This is a genomic window from Rheinheimera marina, from assembly GCF_042654345.1.
Lineage (GTDB): Bacteria > Pseudomonadota > Gammaproteobacteria > Enterobacterales > Alteromonadaceae > Pararheinheimera > Pararheinheimera marina.
This window is the reverse complement of sequence record NZ_JBHSGB010000010.1, coordinates 627,355-652,499: the sequence shown is the minus strand read 5'-3', so window position 1 is coordinate 652,499 and position 25,145 is coordinate 627,355. Positions and strand designations below refer to the sequence as shown.

Annotated in this window: 23 protein-coding genes; 13 read left to right on the top strand and 10 right to left on the bottom strand. The window is 53.0% G+C overall.

What is annotated here, in order from left to right; all coding sequences use genetic code 11:
* Positions 1-2: 2 nt before the first annotated feature.
* Complete coding sequence (locus tag ACFO3I_RS12620) at positions 3-1,916, top strand: alpha-amylase family glycosyl hydrolase (protein WP_377334338.1); 1,914 nt, start codon at positions 3-5, stop codon at positions 1,914-1,916.
* A gap of 398 nt (positions 1,917-2,314) precedes the next feature.
* On the opposite strand, the gene ACFO3I_RS12615 is transcribed toward ACFO3I_RS12620, so the two are convergent.
* Complete coding sequence (locus ACFO3I_RS12615; RefSeq protein WP_377334336.1) at positions 2,315-3,955, bottom strand: methyl-accepting chemotaxis protein; 1,641 nt, start codon at positions 3,953-3,955, stop codon at positions 2,315-2,317.
* A gap of 424 nt (positions 3,956-4,379) precedes the next feature.
* Between ACFO3I_RS12615 and ppnP the strand changes: the two genes are divergently transcribed.
* The 4 genes from ppnP (at position 4,380) to ACFO3I_RS12595 (ending at position 9,152) form a co-directional block, all read left to right on the top strand.
* The gene (gene ppnP, locus ACFO3I_RS12610) at positions 4,380-4,661 is read left to right on the top strand and encodes a pyrimidine/purine nucleoside phosphorylase (protein ID WP_377334334.1); all 282 of its coding nucleotides are present in this window, start codon (positions 4,380-4,382) and stop codon (positions 4,659-4,661) included.
* Between the two features lie 34 nt (positions 4,662-4,695).
* Positions 4,696-6,501 carry an ABCB family ABC transporter ATP-binding protein/permease gene (locus ACFO3I_RS12605; protein ID WP_377334332.1) on the top strand — a complete coding sequence of 602 codons (1,806 nt, stop codon included), beginning with the start codon at positions 4,696-4,698 and terminating at the stop codon, positions 6,499-6,501.
* A 131-nt stretch (positions 6,502-6,632) separates the two neighbouring features.
* A complete protein-coding gene (locus ACFO3I_RS12600; RefSeq protein WP_377334330.1) occupies positions 6,633-7,979 on the top strand; it encodes a DUF4397 domain-containing protein in 1,347 nt (448 codons plus the stop codon).
* Between the two features lie 102 nt (positions 7,980-8,081).
* On the top strand, positions 8,082-9,152 hold the full coding sequence (locus ACFO3I_RS12595) for a calcium/sodium antiporter (RefSeq protein WP_377334328.1): 1,071 nt from the start codon (positions 8,082-8,084) through the stop codon (positions 9,150-9,152).
* 45 nt (positions 9,153-9,197) lie between these two features.
* Here the strand turns inward: ACFO3I_RS12595 and ACFO3I_RS12590 are convergent, their stop codons facing one another.
* The 4 genes from ACFO3I_RS12590 to ACFO3I_RS12575 all read right to left on the bottom strand — a co-directional run bounded on the left by ACFO3I_RS12590 (position 9,198) and on the right by ACFO3I_RS12575 (position 11,609).
* The gene (locus ACFO3I_RS12590; protein WP_377334326.1) at positions 9,198-9,389 is read right to left on the bottom strand and encodes a hypothetical protein; all 192 of its coding nucleotides are present in this window, start codon (positions 9,387-9,389) and stop codon (positions 9,198-9,200) included.
* A gap of 402 nt (positions 9,390-9,791) precedes the next feature.
* On the bottom strand, positions 9,792-10,622 hold the full coding sequence (locus ACFO3I_RS12585) for an SDR family oxidoreductase (protein ID WP_377334325.1): 831 nt from the start codon (positions 10,620-10,622) through the stop codon (positions 9,792-9,794).
* Positions 10,619-11,410: a type I methionyl aminopeptidase gene (gene map, locus ACFO3I_RS12580; protein WP_377334324.1), complete on the bottom strand. Its 792-nt coding sequence runs from the start codon at positions 11,408-11,410 to the stop codon at positions 10,619-10,621. Before map ends, ACFO3I_RS12585 begins: the two co-directional genes overlap by 4 nt.
* Positions 11,382-11,609, bottom strand: coding sequence for a ParD-like family protein (locus tag ACFO3I_RS12575; protein WP_377334323.1), 228 nt, complete (start codon positions 11,607-11,609; stop codon positions 11,382-11,384). The genes map and ACFO3I_RS12575 overlap by 29 nt, the downstream gene beginning before the upstream one ends.
* Positions 11,610-11,769: 160 nt before the next feature.
* Here ACFO3I_RS12575 and ACFO3I_RS12570 point away from each other — a divergent pair, with 160 nt between their 5' ends.
* Entirely contained in the window at positions 11,770-12,987 is a 1,218-nt protein-coding gene (locus ACFO3I_RS12570; RefSeq protein ID WP_377334322.1) for a methyl-accepting chemotaxis protein, read from the top strand.
* Positions 12,988-13,002: 15 nt separating this feature from the next.
* Here the strand turns inward: ACFO3I_RS12570 and nhaR are convergent, their stop codons facing one another.
* Complete coding sequence (gene nhaR, locus ACFO3I_RS12565) at positions 13,003-13,953, bottom strand: transcriptional activator NhaR (RefSeq protein WP_377334321.1); 951 nt, start codon at positions 13,951-13,953, stop codon at positions 13,003-13,005.
* Positions 13,954-14,140: 187 nt separating this feature from the next.
* Between nhaR and ACFO3I_RS12560 the strand changes: the two genes are divergently transcribed.
* Positions 14,141-14,470 (top strand): DUF4144 family protein, encoded by a 330-nt coding sequence (locus tag ACFO3I_RS12560; protein WP_377334320.1) that lies wholly within the window; start codon positions 14,141-14,143, stop codon positions 14,468-14,470.
* A 5-nt stretch (positions 14,471-14,475) separates the two neighbouring features.
* Here the strand turns inward: ACFO3I_RS12560 and ACFO3I_RS12555 are convergent, their stop codons facing one another.
* Positions 14,476-14,835 carry a DUF3703 domain-containing protein gene (locus ACFO3I_RS12555; protein ID WP_377334319.1) on the bottom strand — a complete coding sequence of 120 codons (360 nt, stop codon included), beginning with the start codon at positions 14,833-14,835 and terminating at the stop codon, positions 14,476-14,478.
* Between the two features lie 132 nt (positions 14,836-14,967).
* Between ACFO3I_RS12555 and ACFO3I_RS12550 the strand changes: the two genes are divergently transcribed.
* From ACFO3I_RS12550 to ACFO3I_RS12535, 4 genes are read left to right on the top strand one after another with little or no spacing between them, the layout of a single operon-like run.
* Positions 14,968-15,348 (top strand): DUF2946 family protein, encoded by a 381-nt coding sequence (locus ACFO3I_RS12550; protein ID WP_377334318.1) that lies wholly within the window; start codon positions 14,968-14,970, stop codon positions 15,346-15,348.
* 60 nt (positions 15,349-15,408) lie between these two features.
* Positions 15,409-16,029, top strand: a complete 621-nt coding sequence (locus ACFO3I_RS12545) for a hypothetical protein (RefSeq protein WP_377334317.1) — start codon at positions 15,409-15,411, stop codon at positions 16,027-16,029.
* Positions 16,007-17,398: a TolC family protein gene (locus ACFO3I_RS12540; protein WP_377334316.1), complete on the top strand. Its 1,392-nt coding sequence runs from the start codon at positions 16,007-16,009 to the stop codon at positions 17,396-17,398. The genes ACFO3I_RS12545 and ACFO3I_RS12540 overlap by 23 nt, the downstream gene beginning before the upstream one ends.
* Positions 17,399-17,413: 15 nt before the next feature.
* Positions 17,414-18,793 carry a multicopper oxidase family protein gene (locus ACFO3I_RS12535; RefSeq protein WP_377334638.1) on the top strand — a complete coding sequence of 460 codons (1,380 nt, stop codon included), beginning with the start codon at positions 17,414-17,416 and terminating at the stop codon, positions 18,791-18,793.
* Positions 18,794-18,874: 81 nt separating this feature from the next.
* On the opposite strand, the gene cueR is transcribed toward ACFO3I_RS12535, so the two are convergent.
* Both cueR and ACFO3I_RS12525 read right to left on the bottom strand, forming a co-directional pair.
* Positions 18,875-19,279 carry a Cu(I)-responsive transcriptional regulator gene (cueR, locus tag ACFO3I_RS12530; RefSeq protein WP_377334315.1) on the bottom strand — a complete coding sequence of 135 codons (405 nt, stop codon included), beginning with the start codon at positions 19,277-19,279 and terminating at the stop codon, positions 18,875-18,877.
* Entirely contained in the window at positions 19,276-21,648 is a 2,373-nt protein-coding gene (locus ACFO3I_RS12525) for a heavy metal translocating P-type ATPase (RefSeq protein WP_377334314.1), read from the bottom strand. Before ACFO3I_RS12525 ends, cueR begins: the two co-directional genes overlap by 4 nt.
* 161 nt (positions 21,649-21,809) lie before the next feature.
* On the opposite strand from ACFO3I_RS12525, the gene ACFO3I_RS12520 reads away from it, so the two are divergent.
* Both ACFO3I_RS12520 and ACFO3I_RS12515 read left to right on the top strand, forming a co-directional pair.
* Complete coding sequence (locus ACFO3I_RS12520; protein WP_377334313.1) at positions 21,810-22,019, top strand: heavy-metal-associated domain-containing protein; 210 nt, start codon at positions 21,810-21,812, stop codon at positions 22,017-22,019.
* Positions 22,020-22,426: 407 nt separating this feature from the next.
* Positions 22,427-24,217, top strand: a complete 1,791-nt coding sequence (locus tag ACFO3I_RS12515) for a S8 family peptidase (protein ID WP_377334312.1) — start codon at positions 22,427-22,429, stop codon at positions 24,215-24,217.
* A 57-nt stretch (positions 24,218-24,274) separates the two neighbouring features.
* On the opposite strand, the gene ACFO3I_RS12510 is transcribed toward ACFO3I_RS12515, so the two are convergent.
* The gene (locus ACFO3I_RS12510; protein WP_377334311.1) at positions 24,275-25,069 is read right to left on the bottom strand and encodes an NAD-dependent epimerase/dehydratase family protein; all 795 of its coding nucleotides are present in this window, start codon (positions 25,067-25,069) and stop codon (positions 24,275-24,277) included.
* Positions 25,070-25,145: the final 76 nt, after the last annotated feature.

Genomic DNA, 25,145 nt, shown 5'->3' with positions numbered 1-25,145 from the left:
CCATGCACAAGTTAACCTTCCCTGTCAGCCGCTACGCCTTAAGTGCTTTGGCACTGGCGATGCTGGTGTCCTGCGGTAAAACCGAGATGCCGACGCCAACAGCCCAAGTATCGGCTGCAGCACAGACTCCGCAACAAGCAATGCCGTCACCTGCTGGAAAAACCGTGGTTTACCAAATGTTTACCCGCCTGTTTGGCAACAGTAACAGCGCCAATCAGCCTTGGGGGAGCATTGAGCAAAACGGTGTCGGCAAATTTAATGACATCAATGACGCCGCACTGGCAGGCATTAAAGAGCTGGGCGTCAGCCATGTCTGGTACACAGGGGTACTGCACCACGCCCTGATCCGCGATTACAGTGCCTACGGCATCAGCAATGACGACCCGGATGTGGTGAAAGGCCGGGCCGGCTCTCCGTATGCCGTCAAAGACTATTACAGCGTCAACCCGGACCTGGCAGTAGACCCTGCCAAACGTCTGGAGGAATTTCAGGCGCTAATCAACAGAACCCACCAGCATGGCCTGAAAGTGATTATCGACATAGTGCCCAACCATGTGGCCCGCCACTACCAGTCGCTGGATAAACCCGCAGGCGTGGAAGACTTTGGTGCCTCAGACGACACCAGCGTTGAATACAAAAGAGACAACAACTTCTATTACGTGGTGGGCCAGCCTTTTCAGGTACCAGTAGCACAAAACGGTTACCAGCCTTTAGGCGGCGAAGCACACCCATTGGCTGACGGTCAGTTTGCCGAAAACCCGGCGAAGTGGACAGGCAATGGTTCACGACTGGCGCAACCGGACTTCAACGACTGGTATGAAACCGTCAAAATTAACTACGGGGTAAAACCTGACGGCAGTTACGATTTTGACCGGCTGCCGGCCAATTACGCCGACAAATCCGTGGCTGAGCACTTTGCCTTCTGGCAAGGCAAGTCAGTGCCGAACTCCTGGCTGAAGTTCCGGGATATTGCCTACTACTGGCTGGAAAAAGGAGTGGATGGTTTCCGCTTTGATATGGCGGAAATGGTGCCGGTCGAATTCTGGAGCTTTTTAAACTCCAGCATCAAGCAGAAGAACCCGGACGCTTTTTTGCTGGCCGAAGTGTACAACCCGGCGCTGTACCGTGATTACCTGCATCAGGGCAAAATGGATTACCTGTACGACAAAGTAGAAATGTACGACAGCCTGAAGCTGATTATGCAAGGCAAAGGCAGCACCGACCGTATTGCTCAGGTGCAACAAGGCATGGCCGACATTGAATCTCATATGCTGCATTTCCTGGAAAATCACGACGAACAACGCATCGCCAGCCCGGAATTTGCCGGCGATGCCAATAAAGCCAAACCTGCGATGGTGGTATCAACCCTCATCAGCAGTTCGCCGACCATGCTGTATTTCGGCCAGGAAGTCGGCGAAGCCGGCGCCCTGGATTCAGGCTTTGGCGACCCCAGCCGCACCAGTATTTTTGATTATGCCGGGGTACCCGCTCATCAAGCCTGGTTAAATAACGGCAAGTACGATGGCGGCCTACTGACCAAAGAACAACAACAGCTGCGTCAGTTTTACCGGGTGCTGCTCAACCTGTCAGCGTCTGAAGCCGTGTTTAAAGGCCAGTATCAGCCACTGCATCAACTGAACAAAAGCACAGCAGGTTACACCGATAAGAGCTACGCTTTTGTCCGTTTTGACAGCAAAGACAAAGTGGTGGTGGTCAGCAACTTTGACGCAGAGGCATCACAACGCTACGAGCTGCAGTTGCCTGCCGAGCTAGTGCAGCAATGGCAGCTGAACCAAGGCGAGCATCAGGCCAAAGATTTACTTGGTGGTGCAGACAGCGTACTGAAGGTTGAACAAGGCAAAACCAGCCTGAAAGTCGAGCTGCCACCTTTGGGCTCCGCCGTCTATAAGTTCTGATGAAAAAAGCCCGGCTGACGCCGTAATGCCAGTCAGTTAAGCTGACTGGCATTGTTTTTTGTGAATCAGTATCAAGATTCACCTGAACGAAAACAGTAAACGCACTGAATCTATTCAAAGCGAGGAAAGGTAAAGCACTAAGCAGACCCTGTGAGGGTGATTGCGGGATTTCTATAAGCCAATAATTTGGCTTATCGCCGCAAGAACGCCCTTTGCTCTGCACAGGGCCGGATGCCGAACAACACGCTACGCTGCCCCCCAGGGATGGGTTCACGGCGGGTCTGCGTGGGCTTTGCCTTTTCCGCTGCAGCTGAACCAACTCGTGAATAGATAAGCAGTTTTTGCATAAAAACTGCTTATCTGATCGGCATTAAGCTGACGCCGGGCTTTTTTTAGGTTCAGGCTAACTTAAAGAAATTCACATGGCCGGTCAGCCGGTTGGCTATCTGGCTGAGTTCCACACTGGCACGGGACACCTGTTCTGACGCCGCGGCAGATAATTCGGCCGAGCCTTTTATTTGCATCAGGTTGCGATTAATTTCCTCTGAAACATGGCTTTGCTGCTCTGCCGCACTGGCAATTTGTCCGTTCATCTGCTGGATTTGCGCCATCGATTGACGAATGCCATTAAAGACCTGTTGGCTGTCACCCACCAAATCCAACATCACACCGGCATGCTGCTGATTCATCTTCATAGCCGCCACAGTGGATTGTACGCCCTGATACAGGGTACTGATCATTTGTTGGATCGCGGCGGTAGAATCCTGAGTGCGGCTGGCCAGCGTACGGACTTCATCAGCCACCACAGCAAAACCCCGCCCTTGCTCACCCGCCCTGGCCGCTTCAATGGCCGCATTCAGTGCCAACAGATTGGTTTGCTCGGCCACGCCGCGGATCACATCCACCACCTGGCCTATCTGTTCACTGTGAGCAGACAGCTGGCCAATCAAATCGGTACTCACTTGCACTTGTGAAGACAACTCCGACACCGCGCTCTGGGTTTTTGCCATCACTTGCGCCGAATTACGCAAACCAGCTTCCGCCTCTTCGCTATTCGTGGCGGCCTGAGCCGCACTGTGCGCCACATCGGCCACACTACTGCTCATTTCATTCATCGCCGTAGAAACGCCATCCACTTCACGATACTGCATCATCAATTGCTGAGTGCTTTGTTCACTGCTGACGGCCAGTTCATGAGCCGCCTGATCCAGTGCATCAGAGCTTTGTTTCAGTTCAATCACAATGCCCCGCAGTTGCTGCACCATAGCGCCCAGATTGTGCAATAAGCTGTTGCCTGTTTGTTGTTTCAGGTCAATGGTCAGATTCAACTCGCCATTGGCGACCCGCCGCACAATCATGGCTGCATATTCAGGCTCACCGCCCAAATGCCCTAAGGTGTTATGGACAACCCGATAAGCCGCGGCGACAGAACCTGCAATTGCCAGTAACGCCATAATCGCAATCAGCCAGAGATTTTGTTGGTAAAGATTTTCAGCTTTTTTGAATTCGTTTTCCGCGACCCGCAATTGCAAGTCGACTAACTCAGTCACTTTACTGCTGATTGGGTCAATACTCTGGTAAAGAGGGCCGTCGAAATCGGTCATCTTTCCCGATAAGTCTGCAGAATTTTGCTGCAAAAAGTTCTGCAAGGTTCGGATATCCTGATCTGCAGCCACAAACAATTGCTCGGCCTGACGCGCCAGCTGTGCCTCTTCAACGGTCATGGTGGTCGCCATATAGGCTTTCCACTCGGAGCTGATGCCCTGCTGCGCCATTTTGACCTGCTCCAACGCCTCGTCAGAACTGAATAATCCGGCATTAGCTTTGTTCACGGCGTCAATGACTGAGACGGCGTATAAATCCGCAATGCGTTTTAATCCCTCAAGCGGTACTACTCTGTCGAGGTAAACAGTTCTCAGACCTGCCTGCATCGAATTCAACGACCAGACACTAAGTACAGCGATTAAAACTAACAGGGATAATGGGATAGCAAAAGCTATTGCCAGGCGGCCTGCAAGGCCTATTTTTTGAGTAACCACAGTTCGACTCCTTTTCAGACGGGTGCCAACAACAGCGTGGCTGCAAGGTTCAATGTTCTGCCGCCATCTATAACTTGCACATAGTCTATAGTGACCGGCGAAATAGTACATGAGCGGGTCTTTAACCAACAACAGCATAAATGATAAATACAATAAAAACTACAAACACAGTAATAAAATAAGCAGTATTAGACCAATATCTAAGCAAAACCATCCCGAATTTCTGACAATTCGCACCAAAATGGTACAAAAAGTTACAATTTCATCTGCGCTCTGTGTACATTTTCAATGTCAATTCCTGCGCAGCCATTCAGGCCAGGCTGCATCACAAAACATTTAGCCATCCAGACTGTTAGAAATCTCTTTCATTTTCTATACAAATCCGCTCTACTGCTGACAGCGAAATTCAGTAACAGGAGCAACTATGTTTAAGGTAAACAGCTATTTTGACGGCAAGGTGACATCCATTGGTTTTCAGGGCGAGCAACTGCCTGCCACAGTCGGCGTGATGGCACCTGGCGATTATGAGTTTGGCACCAGCCAACACGAAGTGATGACTGTGATTAGCGGCGCACTGCAGGTATTATTGCCTGGCCAGCAGAACTGGCAGCTGTTCAGCAAAGGCCAGAGTTTTGAAGTGCCTGCCCACAGTAAATTTCAGCTGAAAGTTGCAATCGACACCGCTTATCTTTGTACTTATCAATAGCCTGCCATGCTGGCCAGGCTTTCGGAGACATCCAATGCGTGGCATGGGTAACAGCAAGCGACCTGACGCAGCCCGCTCTGCGTCAGCATTTACCTTTCGTCAAAGCGTCAGTTATATCTGGCCTTATCTGTGGACCTTTAAACACCATGTGATCTGGGCCGTCGTGGCGCTCATTGCCGCCAAAGCCGCAACCCTCGCTCTTCCTTATCTGCTGAAACTAACCATAGACGCAATGGACCCAGGCCTGACCCAACTGATCGCCGTGCCTGTCGCGCTGGTGCTCTGGTATGGCTTGCTGCGCTTTGGCTCTGTGTTCTTCGCTGAAGTGCGCGACGCCCTGTTTAGCCGGGTGACAGAACATGCGATGCGTCAGATTGGCCTGACCGTGTTTAGCCATTTACACCAGCTGGATTTGAGTTTTCATCTGAACCGCCAAACCGGTGGCGTCAGTCGCGATATAGAGCGCGGCCTGCAAGGCATGGGCTTTCTGATGCGTTTTCTGATGTTCAACATTGCGCCAACCCTGCTGGAGATTGTGCTGGTGATGGCCATCTTCGCTGGTTTGTTTTCGTTCTGGTATGTCACCGCCACCTTACTGGCCATTGCGGCCTATATGGCCTTTACCTTTTATGCCACCGAATGGCGCAACCAATACATTCGTGAAGCCAATCTGGCGGATTCAGCCAGCAGCAGCCGCGCTGTCGAAAGCCTGATCAACTATGAGACGGTCAAATACTTCAATAACGAAGCCTATGAAGCCGGCATTTACGATACCCACCTGCAGCGGGCAGAGCGGGCTAAATTAAAAAACCGCCTGTCCCTGCTGGCGTTAAACAGTGGTCAGGCCTTGATTATTGCGCTGGCGGTCACTGTGCTGATGTGGCTGGCCGCCCGCGATGTTGTGGCGAAGCAATTGACGCTGGGTGATTTGGCGATGGTGAATGCCTATATGCTGCAGCTGTTTATTCCGCTGAATTTTTTAGGTTTTGTGTACCGGGAAATAAAACGCTCATTAACAGATTTGGAAAATATGCTCGGGCTGCTGAATCAGCACAGCAGCGTTATTGATAAGCCGTCGGCAGCAGAACTGCAGATCCGCGGCGGCCAGATCAGTTTTTCCCAGGTCAGTTTTGCTTATCAGGCCAACAGGCCGATTTTACAAAATTGCAGTTTTGAACTGGCCCCAGGCCGGAAGCTGGCCATAGTCGGCACCTCGGGCGCGGGCAAAAGCACCATTGCCCGGCTGCTATTCCGTTTTTATGACGTGCAGCAAGGCGCCATTTGTATTGATGGTCAGGATATCCGTGACATCAGCCAGCACTCGCTGCGAAGCGCCATCGCTGTGGTGCCGCAAGATACGGTGCTGTTCAATATCAGCATCAGAGAAAACATTCATTACGGCCGGCCCGATGCCACCGAGCAGGAAGTGGATATGGCGATAGAAGCAGCGCAGTTGCGTCCTTTTATTCAGTCCCTGCCAGACGGCGACCAGACTTTAGTGGGTGAGCGAGGTCTGAAAGTTTCTGGTGGTGAAAAACAACGTATCGCTATAGCCCGTGTGTTACTGAAAAACGCCCCGATCCTGGTGTTTGACGAAGCCACCTCGGCGCTGGATTCAGGCGTGGAAACCGCGGTGTTGCAAGCCTTAAAGCAGCTGGCGCGTAACCATAGCACTCTGGTGATTGCCCACCGCTTATCGACCATTACCGACGCCGACCAGATTTTGGTGCTGGACCAGGGCCGTGTAGTAGAACAAGGTACGCATCAACAGCTATTGCAGCAACAAGGCCATTACGCCCGCCTCTGGCGTATGCAGCAGGCAGAACAAAGCCACAGCTGAGTCCGGCAGCGCCAAGTTAAGATCGGTAATGTTTAGTTATGTAAGCCAGGGTAAAAGCCAGTTAAAGGCCTGAACCCTGGCAGGATTTTCTGTTCTGATGGCCGAATTTAACGTCTAAGGAAACAGAATCCATGTTACGTGTAGTCTTGTGTCTGTCGGCCTCATTGTTGTTGACCGCCTGTGGCGGCAGCAGCTCGTCTGAAGGCAATGATACTTACCCAAATACCTACCTGCAGTTTTACAATGCCTCTTACAACAGCGCCACCACCACTGTCACATTGACCGACAGTGACGATGAAGAATACAGCTTAGGTTCCGCTTACTTTGGTGATTCCACCTCGGTAGTGACACTGGATGCTGCCACTTACGACGTTGGTCTGAGTTATTACGATGACAGCGGCGATGAAATCAGCGTGATGGATGACAGCGTCACCACCAAGAAGAGTCAGAAAACCATTCTGATGATGGCTGGCGACTACAGCAGCCCGCAACTGCTGAACCTGAGCTTCGAGCGTGACGACGAACTGGATGAACAATTCAACCTGTACTTTGTGAACTTGCTTGGTTCCAGCCAGAACGTGGACCTGTATCTGAGCAAATCCACCGAAGACTTTGACGATGCTGTGCTGGTGGGTACTGCAGCTCAATACGCTCATACTGAACTCGCCACCTACGATTTGGGCAGTTACATCCTGTATGTGACCGAAGCAGGCACCCGCACTCTGTTACTGCAAAGCCCGGTTTATGCATTCAGCTATGAAACCGACTATGTGCTGGCACTGCGTGACAATGCCGGCCCACTGAAAGAAAAGATCGCACTGGATCTGATTGGCAATACCACCACTGTCTACACACTGGAAGACGTGAACGCCAATGCGCAGTTCCGGGTTTACAACAGCCTGAATGACTACACCAATGCCAATGTGTATCTGGGTACCACCAGTTCCACACCAGTAATGACCAGTCTGACCCCAGATACCTTGACCAGTTATCTGGAGCTGCCACATGGAGATTACCGGGCCAGTCTTAAATCGGAAAATGGCGGCCTGATCCCTAACGGTCTGCTGACTCTGAATCAGGGTCAAAGCAAAACGCTGGTGTATTACAAAGATGCCAGCGGCAATGCCACCTCACTGACGGTGACTGACAGTCAGACACCACAAATTTATGACTTTATCTTTAACGTGGTGAACGTGATCCCCGATTTCGACAATGTCAGCCTGTATTTCGTGGCTCCGGATAAAACCATGGAAACGACCTCGTACTACATCAGCTCGTTGAACGACGCAACGGCAGTTTCAATGACCCTGCCAGCTAACACTTACTCAGTACTGTTAGTTCGTCGCGACAGCAACAATAACAAAACCCTGCTCGACCAGACCGACGCTGTCACTTTAGAAGCAGGTGCTTCGTATTTGCTGGTGGCAGAAAAAGACCCGGATACAGAAACGGGTTACAAAGTCGTACTGCAGCATTAAGCTCCTCAAGGCCCGGTTTCCACCGGGCCTTTTTCGATCTCCCCTTTCCTGCGCTTCGCTTTTCCACTAGATTAGCCACAGTAATTTTCTGATGAGGTAACTATGACCTGGGTAATGCTTGGAGTTGGTTTAGTGCTGTTGGTAATTGGCGCCGATTTGTTAGTCAAAGGTGCCGCACGGTTGGCGGGTGCTTTTGGCATTCCGGCCCTGGTGATAGGTTTAACCGTGGTCGCTTTTGGCACCAGCGCACCAGAGCTGGCCGTCAGTGTGAAATCGGCCTGGTCCGGTCAGGCAGAACTGGCCATAGCAAACGCTGTCGGCAGCAATATTTTTAACGTGTTATTTATTCTGGGCGCTGCGGCTATGATTTCGCCGCTGATCATTTCCCGCCAGCTTATTCGCCAGGACGTACCCATCATGGTACTGGTGTCCGTCGTGGCGTGGCTAATGACGCTCGACGGCGCAATCAGCCGATGGGAAGCGACGTTGTTATTTCTTGGGTTGTTGTCTTACACCTGGTTTTTATTCAAACAAGGCAAAGCCAAAGGTACAGATACAGCGGACGAAGAAGTTGAAGCTATGCTGAAAACACCAGCACCGATGTGGCAAAACCTATTATTCCTGCTCATTGGTCTGGCGCTGTTGGTGTTGGGGGCCCGCTGGCTGGTCGAAAGTGCAGTCGAAATTGCCCGCACTTTTGGTGTTAACGAAGCCGTGATTGGCCTGACCATCGTTGCCGCCGGCACCTCATTACCCGAAGTTGTGACCTCCATTGTAGCCACCATGCGTGGCGAGCGTGATATCGCTGTCGGTAATGTGGTTGGCAGCAATATCTTTAATATCTTATGCGTACTGGGTTTGTCAGGTCTGGTTTCTCCGACCCCATTAATGGCCGGTGCCCAGATGGTTGCGCTGGATATTCCGGTAATGGTGGGTGTGGCCTTACTTTGTGTCCCGCTGTTCTTTATCGGTTCCATGGTGAACCGCTTTGAAGGCCTGCTATTTATGCTGTTATATGTGGCTTACACCTGGTACCTGGTTGCTCTTGCCATGCAACAAAGTTATACGCCGCAGCTGGCTCAGGGCGTCTTGTACGGCCTGCTACCTTTGGTGTTGGTTTATATTGTCATTTCTTTTGTGCGCGACCGACGCTCAACAGAGCGCAGCAATTAAACTGCTGACGGCTCTCATTAAAAAGCCCGTCTCAGACGGGCTTTTTTAATCGAAACTATTCAAAGCCTTAGGATCCTGTTCATCAGTAAAGCCAACCAGTGGCAACAGCTCGGGGATCTCGTCATCAGGAATACCTACTTTGTGAAAATGGGCCAGCACATATTGCATGCTATGGCCTTGCGCTTTGTATTGTTGAGCAGTTTTCAGATGAACTTGACGCATAAATTCAGAAGTCATGACACAGCTCCCAGCCAGGTAACAGGAACGTCATGGTGGTGAAATATCAACCAATTAGCAAGGCTTTTTCGGTGAAATGCAGCCAGAAAAAACCCGCCACCCGGAATGTATTTCTACATCAATATCTTAGCGATAAGACGTCGTCGCTCAGTTCTGTAAGGTTCAAAAATCCAGCGCTACAGCAGTTTTCGACGGTATCATTTGCACGTTTTTTACCGACATAAAACCAATTTCTTCATTGGTTTCCGATAAATTATCCAGCTCACAGCTCAGCGCCGCAGTATCAACTGCCGCGTCAATAAAATCCAACTCATCGCTATTGCCTTATGTATCAGTCAAACCAACCAAGGCGCTGAAGGTGCAAATGAAATCTCTGACGGACAGGGAATCATTGATGCCTTCCTAATCGTCGGTCAGACCAAACTGGCGTTGCAGCACCCTGTCCAGCCAACGCCTGGGCAGCAGTATCGACAACGCAGCTAACAGTACCGAACCGTTGCCAAGCCGCACCATGCCAGTGCAAGCCGGTGAACGGATGCTGCGGAGCAGCTGTACAGCCAGTTGCTCCGCTGGTGTCGGATGTTGTTGGCTGGCATTGGCGCGTTTTTCGATGCCAGAACGAAAGCGCCACCACAACGACTGTGGCGTCAAACGAGCCGCAACACCAGCTTGCGCGTTATCCGCAAAGCCCGTGGCAATAGCGCCGGCCTGCACCGTCAGCACCCGCACACCTAAGGGCGCCAGCTCCATTCGCATCGCATCAGAAATACCATGCAAAGCAGCTTTCGACGCGCAGTACCAGCCAGCAAAAGGTGTGGTCAGTCTGGCTGAAACCGAACCTATATTGACCACCAGTCCTTGCTGGCGCAGCAGCAATGGCAAACAGGCTTGAGTCAGTTCTGCTACCGCAAACAGATTGGTGTCGAACTGTTGCCGCATTTGTTGAGCTGTGGCATCAAGCACCGGACCTATAGCGCCAAAGCCGGCGTTATTGACCAGAATATCCAGCTGAATGTTCTGCTGGTGCAGATGCAGTACCAGCTGCTGAATCGACGCAGCATCGCAAACATCCAGTTCATAAGCCTCCAACCCTAACGCCCTGAGCTCATCCTGATGTGTTTTTTTGCGAGCCGTCGCCAGCACCCGATAACCGGCCTGCATCGCCTGCAGTGCCAGCGCTTTGCCAAGCCCGCTCGAACAGCCGGTGATCAGCATGGTTTTATTCTGGCTCATGACGTCGCTCCCAACATGGCATGCTCTTCAGCCCGCAAGGTCAGAATTTCAAAGCCTGTGGCGGTGACCGCCACTGTGTGCTCCCACTGCGCCGATAACTTTTTATCTTTAGTCACCACAGTCCAGCCATCGCTTTTGGTTTTTACCCGGCGGTCGCCCTGATTAATCATTGGTTCAATGGTAAATACCATGCCGGGTTTTAACGCCAGCCCAGTGCCGGCGACGCCGTAGTGCAGCACCTGAGGCTCTTCATGCATCTGCACCCCAACCCCATGGCCACAAAACTCCCGAACCACGGAGTAACCGGCCTGCTCGGCATGGCGCTGCACTGCGGCAGCAATATCGCCAAGCCGGTTACCGGGTTTGACCTGACGTATGCCGTGCCACAAAGCCTGGTAAGTCACGTCCACCAGCCGTCTGGCAGCCGGACTGACCTGGCCTATCAAATACATTTTGCTGGAATCAGCGATCAGGCCATGTTTTTCCAGCGTGATATCCAGATTCAGAATGTCGCCGTCACGCAGAATGTCAGATGCTTTTGGCATGCCATGGCACACCACCTCATTCAACGAACTGTTGAGCACATAAGGGTAATCGTATTGGCCTTTGCTGGCAGGACGGGCGTGCAATTCATCACGAATGTACTGTTCCACCCAATCATTCAGCTGCATGGTGTTGACTCCGGGCTGCACCCATTCATCCAACCGGGCAAATACCTGCGCCAACAACTGACCGGCTTCACGCTGTGCAGCTAACTGCTCAGCACTTTTCAGCGGGATCAAATTCATCCAACAACTCCTGCAAAGTGGCCGATTTTCGTTTCAGCAACAAACGCTGCAATTCGTGGCAGGTCAGCTGCGGGTAAAGCTCCGCCAGCATACCTAAACGGATCCAGTATTCAGCCTGCGCATTGACGGACCGGGCCATGGCTTTGCTGGCTTCGCGCAGATCCTGATGCAAATCGTCGGCTATTTTGACAATTCCCATGGCCACCTCAATATACGTTTCATATATACATCATATAAAAACAACAGCTGACAAGCCAGCAAGAACAAGGTACAAAATTAACTTGTTTGATTTATAACAAGATAGCGGCGTTGCAAAACTGCGATGATGCACGCTGGTATCCTCTGCATGGATTTTGGCGATGGCATTATTTCAACACATGTATCAGGCCGTTGAACGGCAGTTTTTCTATAACCTGACCTTAAAGATTGTCGGCAATATCGGCTTTCTGACGCTGATTTTCTGGCTCAGTCTGTACGTAGCCCTCCCTGAGCAAGGCAGCCCGACCATGCATTGGTGGGCCCTGCTGCTGGTTGGTACCGGCGCCTTTTTATTTACCATCGGCTACCTGGTGTATCTGATCGTACGGCCAGTCAAAGCCCTGGTCAGTGCGTTGGAGCAGGCCAATCAGGCCGGCAGCGATCTGAAAACCCGACTGCCCGCCTTTACTTACGACGAATTCCGCACTTTATCTGAGCAGTACAATCAATTTGTCGGTCAGTTGTCAGAGCTGCTGCGCAGTATCCATCAACAGGCCAGCGAAAACTGTGCAGTAAACCAGCAAGTGGTGAAGGCCGTGCACAGCACCAGAGCTGAATTGCAGGGGGCGGAGCAGAACAGCCAGCAAATTCGTGAGCAAAGTGACAATGCGTTGCAACGGCTGGCCGATATAGTACAAAGCAATGATCAGGTGACCAAGGTCGCAGGTAGCTCGGTGCAAAATGCCCGCAATGCCAGCACGCAACTCAAGCAACTGACTACCGAACTGCACAAAATAGAGCAACTGCTGTCCAACTTCGGCAGCACAGTAACAGGCTTGCAAAAAAACGCCGAAAACGTGCGGCAAATACTGCTGATGGTAGAAAACTTTTCCGATCAAACAAACTTACTGGCATTAAACGCCGCGATTGAAGCGGCGCGGGCCGGTGAAGCAGGCCGGGGTTTTGCGGTGGTTGCAGATGAAGTCCGAACTCTGGCGGCCAAAGTGAATACAGCCACAGGCCAGATCGCAGGTTTCCTCAATGAAATGGATAGCCTGGTCAGTGACACCAAAGCCGAGTCTGAGCAACTGCAGCAACAGGCTGGCGCCGCCCAACAACAAATTCAATTGACCAGCCAGGATTTTGGCGCACTGGAGCAACAGCTACAGGCCGCGCAACAGCAACTAAACCAGATCCAGCAGCATGTGCAGCAACTGGCACAAAGCTCCCAGCAAAACCACCGGCATTTGACGCAGATTGAGCAAGGCACTAATCATGCTTACCAGCAAATGGCATCTATCGATCAGGCGACAGCTCAGTTGTTGTCGGGTACCGAAGCGACCCAACGCCAGTTGCAACCGTTCGCCCGCAGCAATTAACCATCGTCCGCTCGCTTAGTTCTTCGGCTGCTGCAGCGCTTTGACCAGCTGCAGCACCGCCGGATGGCTGAGTTTACGTTCAGGCGAAATGGCATAAAACCGCTCAGTCACCCGCTCAATTTCCCCCACTTTTATCAATCCGTAGTTGGCTTTAAGTTGTGTTTCCAGCAACACAGGGGCGGCAAAAGCTCCCAGGCCTTGTTGGGCAAAAGCCTGCATCAGCGCGCTGTCATCAAATTCAGCCACCACTTCAGGTTGAATATCCAGCTGATTAAACCAGCCAATCAATTGCTGGCGGATAATGGATTTTTTGCCCTGCAGCAAAAATGGCCTGTTATGCAATGAGTTCGGAAACCCTGTCGCCAACTGAGGTGCCAGATTTTCGGCGGCATAAACCGCCATTACCGATTCGGTCACCAGATGGCTGTAGGCTTTCACATGGCTACCGGTTTGAATGGGTTGGTCCGACAACACCATATCCAGTTTGTTGATGGCAAGCTCCGACAGCAGCGCGTCCAGCTCTCCTTCCCGGCACACCAGTTTCACAGGTAACTGCAACACTGGCTTGAGCATCTCGTAGACAAAAGCTTTGGGTAACACGTCGGTGATCCCTACGCTGAAGCTTTGCCAGCTGCTGTGCTGGCGCGTTAATACCGCTTTGAGCTCATCTCCCAACTGGAAAATATCGGCAGCATAACCTTGCACTACAGTGCCAAGTTCAGTCAGCACCAGCCGCTTGCCCTGGCGTTGAAACAACGCAGTGCCAATGGTGTGTTCCAGTTGACTGATTTGACCGCTGATGGTCTGCGGCGTGATATGCAGCAATTCGCTGGTTCTGGCGATACTGCCGTGTTCGGCCACCAGGTAAAAATAATAAAGCTGGTTGTAGTTGACTGGCGTCATAGCAGATTGGTTCATCAGGTAATAACGATTGATAATGAAGTTATATTCGAATTTACCTGACAAAGTAAAGCCCGTATAACTAGCAGCTACCAGGTGAACGAACTTTTTGGTTCCCAACCCTTCGGCACCGTCTGGGCGACAGCGGTGCTGTTTTTAACCTGCACTACGTTTCTACCCTAGGCTCATCCGCGCCTACTTCGCCTCCGGTTCGCCGGGGGCTTTTTTTATGCTTTTTCGGTATGCTGTCTGCATGAACGCCCAATTCGGCACGCCCCTGATGCACTACCCTGTGTTACTTCAATTATCCGGCGACCCAGAACTTGAATTTGTGGAGTCGGCAGAACAGCTGAATTTGCTATTGCGCCAGACTGGCCCTGTGCTGCCGGAAGATCGATGGATTGACTGCCAAGGCTTCACTTATGCCCTGCACGACCCCGGCACTAAATTAGGGCAACTAAACCAGGACCAGCTGACCGCACTGATCCAGGCACATTTTTTTAGCCAGTCGCAAAGCTGCGTGGTGAAAATTCAGGCAAAAAGTATCGCGGAATTGCTTGCGCTGCTGCGCCCTGAAGCCTGATCACCTTAATCTGCTGAAGCGCTCTGGCTCTGCGGCACAGCCAGCTCGGCTTGTTGCAGTTCCTCCGGTACTGGTTGAGGAGCAAAAGCGCTGACACGGCTGGTGCCCGGATTCCCTTCTGGTAATCTGTTCAGCAAGTGCCCTAACGGGGTCAGAGCTAAGCGCAGCAACTGGCCCCAGCCTTCCTTCAGATTGCGGGTCCGCCAGGCCAGCCCCAGCATGAGCCAATGACTTTGCCAATGCAGTCGAAACTGGTTTTGCCCACAAATATGCGCATATTCCAGATAACGCCAGGCCTCTGACCATTGCCGGTCCTGCTCAGCCTGCCTGGCCATGCTCAGGTACTGCTCAAACTGCTGTAACATCCTTACCTCCTGCCACTATTGCCTGCCTGTACATTGACTTTACCGGCTGCGCAGGTCAAGTCGGCGCTTCTAAGCTTGCGACAACCGACGTTCTGGTTTAGTCTGCACGGCAGATTATTAATGGTGGTGACTATGCATTCTAGGCTCCGGCTTTTTGCACCTTGGCTGATCCTCGCACTGTTGTTTAGCAACATTGCGACTGCAGCTATGTGGTGTTACCAGTCTGGCGGTCACCATCAGCAGCGCACCGGGCAGGTGTCAGCTGAAACTCAGAGCGCACATCAGGGGCATATGACGCATCAGATGGATGCCAACCCCTCCGTATCCAGCTCCAGCGCAGGCGATCATCAGACGGATTGTCCGCTGTGCGCTGCAGGCTGCCACAGCGCCGTGGTCTTGCCTTTGCTTGATTTCACCGAATTAGATTCGTCTGCCGACACGCTGGTCATTCAAGAGAATGCCGGCGCCTTGTCGACGTTTCCACAAGGCCGGTACCGCCCCCCTATTGCCTGAATTTGTTGCATGACTTATCGCCAGCACAGTGTGCTGGCGGCGACAATTTCAGGAGCTATCATGAACACTCAATCTTTACTCAGGGCACTTGCTCTGGCATCGCTATGGCAAGCCGCTTATGCAGACAGTATTCTGCCCGGCGCAATGAATGCTGGGCGACTCTCATCTGCTCAGCCAATGGAATCCCTGCTTCAAAGCACGCAGCAGCAGGCCCCCCAGCCAATAGGCTGGCTTGAGGCGAATCAGCACGTACTGCAAGCCGGTGGCTGGCAACGTTATATGGCCGGATCTGCCGGTGACGCAGGTTCGCATCAGGGCATGGACCATTCCCAGCACCAGAACATGGATCACTCCAAGCATCAGGATATGAACCATTCCCAACACCAGAACATGGATCACTCCAAACATCAGGGCATGGACCATTCCAAGCACCAGAACATGGATCACTCCAAGCATCAGGATATGAACCATTCCCAGCACCAGAACATGGATCACTCCAAACATCAGGGCATGGACCATTCCCAGCACCAGAACATGGATCACTCCAAGCATCAGGATATGAACCATTCCCAACACCAGAACATGGATCACTCCAAGCATCAGGACATGAACCACTCCGGCCATCAATCAACAGGCGCTAAGCCAAAGGAGACTGACAATGCGCATTCCAACCATCACTAAAACGCTGCTGCTAAGCACGGCGGTGGTGCTGGCGGGTTGTGTCAGCCCGGCACTGGAGTTATCACAGCAGGTAGCGCAACAAGCGAATAGGGAACAATTACAACTGCCAGTGCTGCCAACAACACTCAGTAGCGACAGCAGCGCCGCGGTGAAAGGCTTACTGCAACAGTCTCTAAGCTTTCAAAGCGTGGCGCAAATTGCGGTGTTGAATAACCCGGACTTCCTGGCAGCGATGGCCGCACTCAACGTCAGCAAAGCCGATTTGCAACAAGCGGGTCTGCTGCCCAATCCAGGCCTGAGCATCAGCCGCAACCGTGGAGAAGAAGGCTATGAGACCGAACTGGAGTTTGGCTTTGATCTCTTTGGCTTGTTATTTCGCAAACATAACCTGGCGATAGCCCAGCAGCAGGCCAATCAGCAACAGTATCAGTTGGCGGAGCTGTTGGTCGCTCTGGTGGCCCAAAGCCGTTTGGCACTGGCAGAAGCCGTGACCGCCGAGCAGCGCCTCAACTATTTGTTGCAGGTGCAGGAAGCCATCGATGCGTCAGCTGAACTGGCCAACCGGATGTATCAGGTGGGTAATTACAGCCCCCTGCAGCAAGCCCGGGCGCAAAAATATGCGGCCGAAGTAAAGTTGCAACTGGCTCAGGCCCAACAACAGCAAGTTCAAAGCCGGGAAGCCTTGTACCGTCAACTGGGGCTATGGGGAGGCGACCTTGCACTGCAGCTGCCAACGCAGTTACCTGACCTGCCGAATAGCTTGCCGTCGGTCCCTGATGCAGAACAGCTGGCACTCAGCCAACGCCTGGATTTGCAACAAGCCAGAGCCAGCCTGGCAGCCATGGCAGCACAACTGGAACTGACTCAAAGCAGCCGTTTTTTGCGCGGATTGGATGCAGAACTGTCAGGCTCTGCCCAGCACAGCGACAGCCGCAGCCTGACACTGGGTTTTGAATTACCCTTGTTTGACCGCCACAGTGCGCGGCTGACTAAAGTCCAGGCACAGCTGCAACAGCAGTTTTATCTGGCCCAGGCTAAAGCCGTCAATGCCCGTTCCGAGGTGCGCATGAACCAGGCCACACTGGCACAAAACTATGCCATTGCCCGGCACTATCAGCAGCAACTGGTGCCACTGGCTAAGCGCATCAACCAGGAAAATGTGCTGCGTTACAACGGCATGCTGATTGGCGTGTTTGAGCTGATCGCCGACACGCAGGCGCAGGTTGACACCATCACCGCGGCAATGCAGGCGCTGAACAACTTCCATCAGGCCCGGATCCGTTTTGAGCAATCCTTGTGGGGCGCTGCCGCACCAACCAGTTCTGCCCAGCCCGAAGCCAGCTCGGCCGCCGCACCGGCTGGTCATTAGGAGACCCAGATTATGATGACTCGTCGAGATTTATTAAAAAGCGTTGGCGCCATCACTGCCGCAGTAGCCGGAGCTTCTGTCAGCCGCACCGCCATGGCTGCATTGCCAGAACCGGTGATCCAAACCAGCCCCAATACTATGGACCCGCTGGTGCCAACCACAGGCCGGCCTTATAACCCAGTGGTCACCCTGAATGGCTGGACCTTGCCCTGGCGCATGAACAATGGGGTGAAAGAGTTTCATCTGGTGGCAGAGCCTGTAGTGCGCGAACTGGCGCCGGGCATGAACGCTCACCTGTGGGGCTACAATGGCCAGTCTCCGGGCCCGACTATTGAAGTGGTTGAAGGCGACCGGGTGCGCATTTTTGTCACCAACAAACTGCCGGAACATACCTCTGTGCACTGGCATGGCCAGCGCCTGCCGAACGGCATGGATGGCGTGTCTGGTTTAACCCAGCCATCCATCAAACCAGGCCAGACCTTTGTCTATGAGTTTATTGCCCGCCGGCCTGGTACTTTTATGTACCATCCGCATGCCGATGAAATGGTGCAAATGGCGATGGGCATGATGGGCATGTGGATCACCCATCCGAAGGAAGCCCACCCCCATATTGCCGAGGTCGACCGCGATTTCTGCTTCCTGCTGAATGCTTATGACATAGAACCCGGCAGCGCCACGCCGAAAATTATGACCATGACCGATTTTAACCTCTGGACCTGGAACAGCCGGGTGTTCCCTGGCATAGACCCGCTGGTGGTGCGGAAAAACGACCAGGTCCGCATTCGGGTTGGCAATCTGACCATGACGAACCACCCTATCCATATTCATGGGCATGAATTTACTGTCACCGGCACCGATGGCGGCCCGATTCCGCTCAGCGCCCGCAGGCCTGAAGTGACCACCGATATTGCGGTCGGACAGATGCGGCAAATTGAACTGCTGGCGGATGAAGAAGGCGACTGGGCCTTCCATTGCCATAAATCGCACCACACCATGAATGCCATGGGCCATGACGTCCCGACGATGATAGGTGTCGATCACAGTGGTCTGATGCAGAAAATCAACAAACTGGTACCGGACTACATGGTGATGGGTGACCGCGGCATGGCCGATATGGCCGAAATGCAAATGCCACTGCCTGCCAACACCCTACCCATGATGACAGGTCAAGGCCCCTTTGGTGGTATTGAAATGGGCGGTATGTTCAGTGTGTTTAAGGTCCGGGCCGACCAGGCCAAAGGCGACTATACCGACCCGGGTTGGTTTACACACCCCAAAGGCACTGTGGCTTATGAGTGGACAGGACCTACGCCTGAAAGCCATCACGCCACGCCTGCCCCTGCAGGTGCAGAGGTGGAATTGCAGGTGAAAAAACCAGCCACACATCAGCATTAACAAAAAACGGCCAGCTACGTGGAGAGGCTGGCCGTTAAAAAACCTATTTCAGAGCCATGCTACTGACTCAGTCCAGTCAACTCATGGCTTTGGCACCAGCCCGTCTAAAATGGCGCAGTGCGGCGATAAGTCACCACAACACTGCTCAGACAATTGCTGCAGTATCAGTTCCATCTGGCTTAGCTCGGCAATTTTTTGACGGATTTCGGCCAGATGACGGTCAGCCAGCTGTTTCACATCCCGGCTACTGCGGTTAGGATCGCGCCACAGCGCCAGCAGCGATTCAATTTGTGCCAGTGAAAAACCCAGATTTCTGGCCTGACGGATAAAGCCCAGTTGTTGCAGCTGCTGGCTGTTGTAGAGCCGGTAGCCCGCCTCTGTTCTGTGCGCTTTTTGCAGCACGCCAATCTCTTCGTAATGCCGGATCATTTTGGCCGACACGCCACTGGCGGCTGCCGCTTCACCAATAGTGACTAAGGTTTTCATTTGCCCACCTGCCTGCGATAACGCTGTAATAACAAGGCATTACTGATCACCAGCACACTGCTGCAGGCCATAGCGGCACCGGCAATCACCGGGTTTAACCAGCCAAAAGCCGCAGCAGGAATACCTAACGCATTAAAAATAAAAGCCCAAAACAGGTTTTGCCTGATTTTCTGGTACGTCAGCTGCGACAGTTCAAGCGCCGTGCTCACCAAAGATGGGTCGCCACGCATCAGACTGATGGCCGACGCGTTGACGGCGACCTCGGTGCCGGTCGCCATCGCGATGCCTAAGTCAGCCTGCGCCAGAGCTGGCGCATCATTAATACCATCACCGACCATCGCTACCCGGTAGCCTTGTTGTTGGTAGTGCGCTATCACTGCCGCTTTATCCGCTGGCAACACCTGAGCATGCACTTGATCCAAACCCAGTTGCTGCGCAACCCGCACGGCACTTTGCTGACTGTCGCCCGTTAGCATGGCAACGGCAATACCAGCTTGCTGTAACTGCGTCACAGCAAGCTGGGCTTGCGGTTTAAGCCCGTCACTAAAACACAGCAATGCCAACAACTCTGGACCTTGGTCATGCTGGCGCACCAGCCAGGACACCGAAGCGCCGGCCACCTGCACCTGGTCCAGCGGCAGCTCAAGCCCTAACTGTTGCATCCAGCCCGTGCTACCGAGCAGGTACAGCACGGAATCGATCCGGGCCTGCACTCCCTTACCTGCTACCACGCTGAATTCGCTGGTCTTGTGCAGACTCAGCCCCTGCCCGACAGCGGCATTCACCACAGCTTTGGCCAAGGGGTGCTCACTGTGCTGCTGCACACTGGCGGCCCACTGCAACACCTCAGGCTCATTCCCGCCAAAGACAGTGAACTGGCTTAACTGCGGTTTGCCTTGGGTCAGGGTGCCGGTTTTATCAAACACCACCAGATTAATTTTGCTGGCCTGCTCCAGCGCCACCGCATCTTTGACTAACACCCCCAAGCGGGCGGCACTGCCAGTCCCAGCCATAATGGCAGCCGGCGTCGCCAGGCCCAACGCACAAGGGCAGGCAATCACCAGCACCGCGACCGCATTCAAAATTGCCCTGGTCCAGTCGCCGCTGAAAAGCCCCCAGCCCAGCAGGGTCAGCAGTGCAATCAACACCACCACTGGAACAAACACAGCACTGATTTTGTCGACCAGCGCCTGTACCGGCGCTTTCGCCCCTTGCGCCTGTTCAACCAGCCGGACAATACGCGACAAGGTTGATTCGCTGCCGACACTGCTGGCAGTTAACTCCAGCATGCCATCAAGATTGACCGAGCCCCCTATCACCCTGTCTCCGGAGCTTTTGCTGACAGGCACAGATTCCCCGCTGATCAGAGCTTCATCGACATGGCTCTGTCCTTCTGTCACCAGGCCATCGACTGGTACCTGCTCTCCGGGTAATACCCGCACGATGTTACCGGCTTTAACCAACCTCGCCTCACACATTTGCCACTGCCCCTTCACCAACACACGCGCCTGACTGGGCTGCAGGTTTTCCAGCGCTTTCAGTGCGTCTGTAGTACGGCGTTTGGCTCTTTGTTCGAGAAATTTCCCCAACAGCACGAGCGACAACACAGCACTGCTGCTCTCAAAGTACAGATGCGGCATCCCATGATGTCCGCTGTGGCTCCACCACAGATACAAGGACAGGCCGTAGGCTGCACTGGTACCAATAGCCACCAATAAATCCATATTGCCGGTACCGGCTTTCAGTGCGCCCCACCCGGCTTTGTAAAAACGAGCACCAAAGTAAAACTGAACTGGCGTGGCCAGCAACCATTGCCAAAGCGGCGGCAACATCCAATCACGCCCAAACAACATCCCCACCATCGGCAGCACCAAAGGTAAGGTCAGTGCGGCACTGCCCAGCACAGACCAGAGTGGCTGACGGAACCAGCGAAAACTCTGGACGTCCCGCTGCTTCTGTTGCGGCAAAGTACGAAGCTGATAACCGGCTTTGTCTAACGCCGTTGCCAACTCAGCCTGAGGGATGTTGGCTAAAACTGACAGGTTAAGTTGCTCAGTCGCCAGGTTTACTGTCGCCTGCAGCACCCCGTTTACCGCCAACATCGCTTTTTCAACCCGAGCCACACAGGAAGCGCAGCTCATGCCACTGACCTGATACAACCGCTGTTCAACAACGACCTGATAGCCAGCCTGTTGCACGGCCTTTACCAATACCGGCAAGCCCGTACTACCGCTGACTGAGGCTGTTTCAGTAGCAAGGTTGACCACGGCATCTGTCACGCCTGGCACGGCTTTCAGTGCTTTTTCCACGCGTCCGGCACAGGACATGCAACTCATTCCTGCGATACCAAACTGTACTGTCTGTTGCATAACGCCCTCTTCCCCGGTGAACTGCGAATAGCCGCATGTAATTCAGGCTAAACGTTGCCCTCATGGTAAGGTCAAGCCGAAAGAAAAAAAACGTCATCTGTTGACCTTCCCTCTGTGGCAAGCTCCAAACTGCGCTGAACTTAAGCCAGGGAGACACCAATATGATTGAACTGACTGTGAACAACATGAGCTGTAACCACTGTGTCAGCATGATCACCAAAGCCATTCACCAGCAGCAGAGTGATGCTCAGGTAGAAGTCGATTTAGCAACAAAGATGGTGAGAGTGCAAAGCCTGCTCAGCCGCGACGAGCTACTACAGGTACTGGACGAAGCGGGCTATTCAGCAACACCCCGCAGCGAAACACAGTAACGACGGGGCAGGCAGCTGCTGCCTCTTGTCTTCCATCGAATATCTCCACAAGCAGTACCATGCCAGATCAAATTGCCTGACCGCCATCCAATTCCCGGAATCAGCCCCCTCCCCCATATAGCAAACGAATATTTTTTAGATTTTTTTGGAATATAAAGAAAAATTTTCAATATAAATACAATTGTGATCATTTGTAACCAAAGCCTGAATTTTCGTCGCTAAAACACAGCACAATACCGCAGAACGCTCTAAAAATTTGATAAAAATCGCATTAAAACTAGAAAATCGTAAAAACAATAACATTTACATTAACAATTTATTGACCAATGATTGGCCGGTCACGTCAACAAAAACAACCATTTCAGGTACAGACGTGATGAATTCAACAACTATCCAGAGAGAACCATATGCAACATAAAAAATTTAAACTGAACCAAGTCGCGTTAATCTGCATGTCCGCTGCAGCTCTGTTCAGCTCAGTGCCGGCCACTGCAGCGCCAGAGCAACAACAAGCTGCTGCCGACCAGCAGGAAAGTAATCAACTGGTTACCCGCTTTATCGTCGAATACAAAGACGAATCAGCCAACTCAATTGGCCAGGGCGAAGCCAGCTTGTCCGCGCTGCCAGAGCAGCAAAGAAGCAGCTTTGTCAAAGCCCATATCGCAAGCGATTTATCTGCGCTGGCAGGGACGTCGCTGGAGTTTGTCCGCACCAGCGGCATCAATTCTAAACGCCATATTGTCAAAGCCGATCGTAAGTTAAACGACAAAGAAACCCGGGAAATGCTGAAGAACCTGGCGAAGGATCCGAACGTCTCTCAGGTGGAAGAAGATAAACTGCTGCAGATTGCCGCCACCCCGAACGACACCCAATACACCAGCCAATGGCATTACTATGAATCAACAGGTGGCTTACGCGCTAACACCGCCTGGGACAGCGCCACAGGTTCTGGTGTCGTGGTCGCAGTGCTTGACACAGGTTACCGTCCGCACGCTGATTTGAACGCCAATATCCTGCCGGGTTACGACATGATTTCGGACAGCTTTGTTGGCAATGACGGGAATGGCCGTGATTCCAACGCACAGGATCCGGGCGATTGGATCCTGGCCAATGAATGCGGTGGCACCCATTCAGCGCAAAACTCTTCATGGCACGGTACCCACGTTTCAGGCACCATTGCAGCCGTCACCAACAACAACAGTGGGGTTGCCGGGGTTGCCTATGGCGCTAAAGTGGTTCCAGTGCGTGTGTTAGGTAAATGTGGTGGTTATACCTCGGATATTGCTGACGGTATCGTCTGGGCGGCAGGGGGCACAGTGTCTGGTTTACCAGTGAATGCCAACCCTGCCAAAGTGATTAATATGAGCCTGGGTGGATCTGGCGCCTGTGATTCAACGACTCAGCAGGCAATCAATACAGCGCGTGGTTTAGGGGCTGTTATTGTGATTGCTGCAGGGAACGACAATGGCAATGCCAATAACTTTAACCCTGGTAACTGTGCCGGCGTGGTGAACGTGGCATCCACCAACCGCAGTGGTGGCCGTGCTTATTATTCTAACTACGGCAGCTCTATCGACGTTGCTGCACCTGGCGGCGCGATGAGCTCTTCCAATGATCCGAACGGCATCCTGTCGACCTACAACACAGGCACCAGCACACCAGGCTCCGACAGCTATGGTTACAGTCAGGGCACCTCGATGGCAGCACCTCATGTGGCTGGTGTGGCCGCGTTAATTAAGCAAGTCAAACCTTCGGCAACTCCGGATGAAATTGAGAGCATCCTGAAAACCACAACGCGCTCATTCCCAGCCACTTGCACCAGTTGCGGCACAGGTATTGTTGATGCAGCAGCCGCTGTCGCGGCGGCAGCGGGCACAGGAGGTGGCGGTGGTACCGGCCAAACAGCCACAGTAACGGATATTTCAGTGGCCCGTAATGCCTGGAAACATTACACGCTGGCGGTTCCCGCCGGTATGGCCAGCCTGACTGTCAGTATCTCTGGCGGTACTGGTGACGCCGATCTCTATGTACGCCAAGGTGCGCAGCCAACCACCAGCAGCTATGACTGCCGCCCTTACCTGACAGGCAATAACGAAAGCTGTAACTTTACTAACCCAAGCGCGGCAACTTACTACATCAGTATCCGCGGCTACAGTGCAGCCTCAGGGGTGACGCTGACCACCTCTTATCAGCCTTAATCCGGGTACTCCGGTGGAGCCATCCTGAAAGCCAAGCCGGTCTGATGACCGGCTTTTTTAACAATCTGCAATGGCCTGTAACGCAGAGGGATACGCAAACCGAAAGTCTGCCACCTGCATCGCTTTGCCACTGTCGACCTGGCGACTGTCGAGATTCAGCCCATCCAGTCCGGCAGCCGGGGTCCCCAATGCTGCACATGCCTGCTGATAGAACTCAGCTCTACAGCAAAACTCAGGGCTGGACAAGTTATAGGTCGCTGGCCACAGCTGTTGGTGCAGCACCTGAACAATAAAGCGGCTGATATCCTGGCTATGCACCATATTCACAGCCCCTTGTGAATCTGGCACCACTTTGCCCGCCATAAAACGCCCTGGGTGACGGCCCGGTCCAATCAGACCGGCCAGACGCAAGGTACAGCTTGGCACGCTCTGGCTGACCAGTTGCTCGGCCTGATACAACAAGGCCACCCGGCTGTCAGTTAGTTGCAGTTCGGCTTCTTCATTGACCAGCCCTGTCAGCCCCTGATAAATGCCGGAGCTGCTGATATGAATACAGGCCAGGCTGCCAGCGGTCACCATCAACTGACACAGCCTGGTTAACGACGCCAGATACAGTGCGGGATTTGAACGACTGGCCGGGATCAGGCACAGCACCACAGCCCCGGAAAAACGCTGCAACAGCGCCGGGTTGTTCAGGTCGTCCGCATCAAAGCGAAGTAACAACCCTAACTCCCCAAGCTCAGCGACAGTACGGGAGTCCCGGCTGGTCAACCACAACTCAACCCCAGCCTGCTGTAACGGTTGCACCAGTTGCCGGGCTAACCAGCCAGCGCCTACGACAATCACCTTCATTTGTTTGCTACACCTTTATGCTGACGATTCGTCCGGAAAGGCATCCGGAACCTTGATCTTTATCAAGATCCAATTC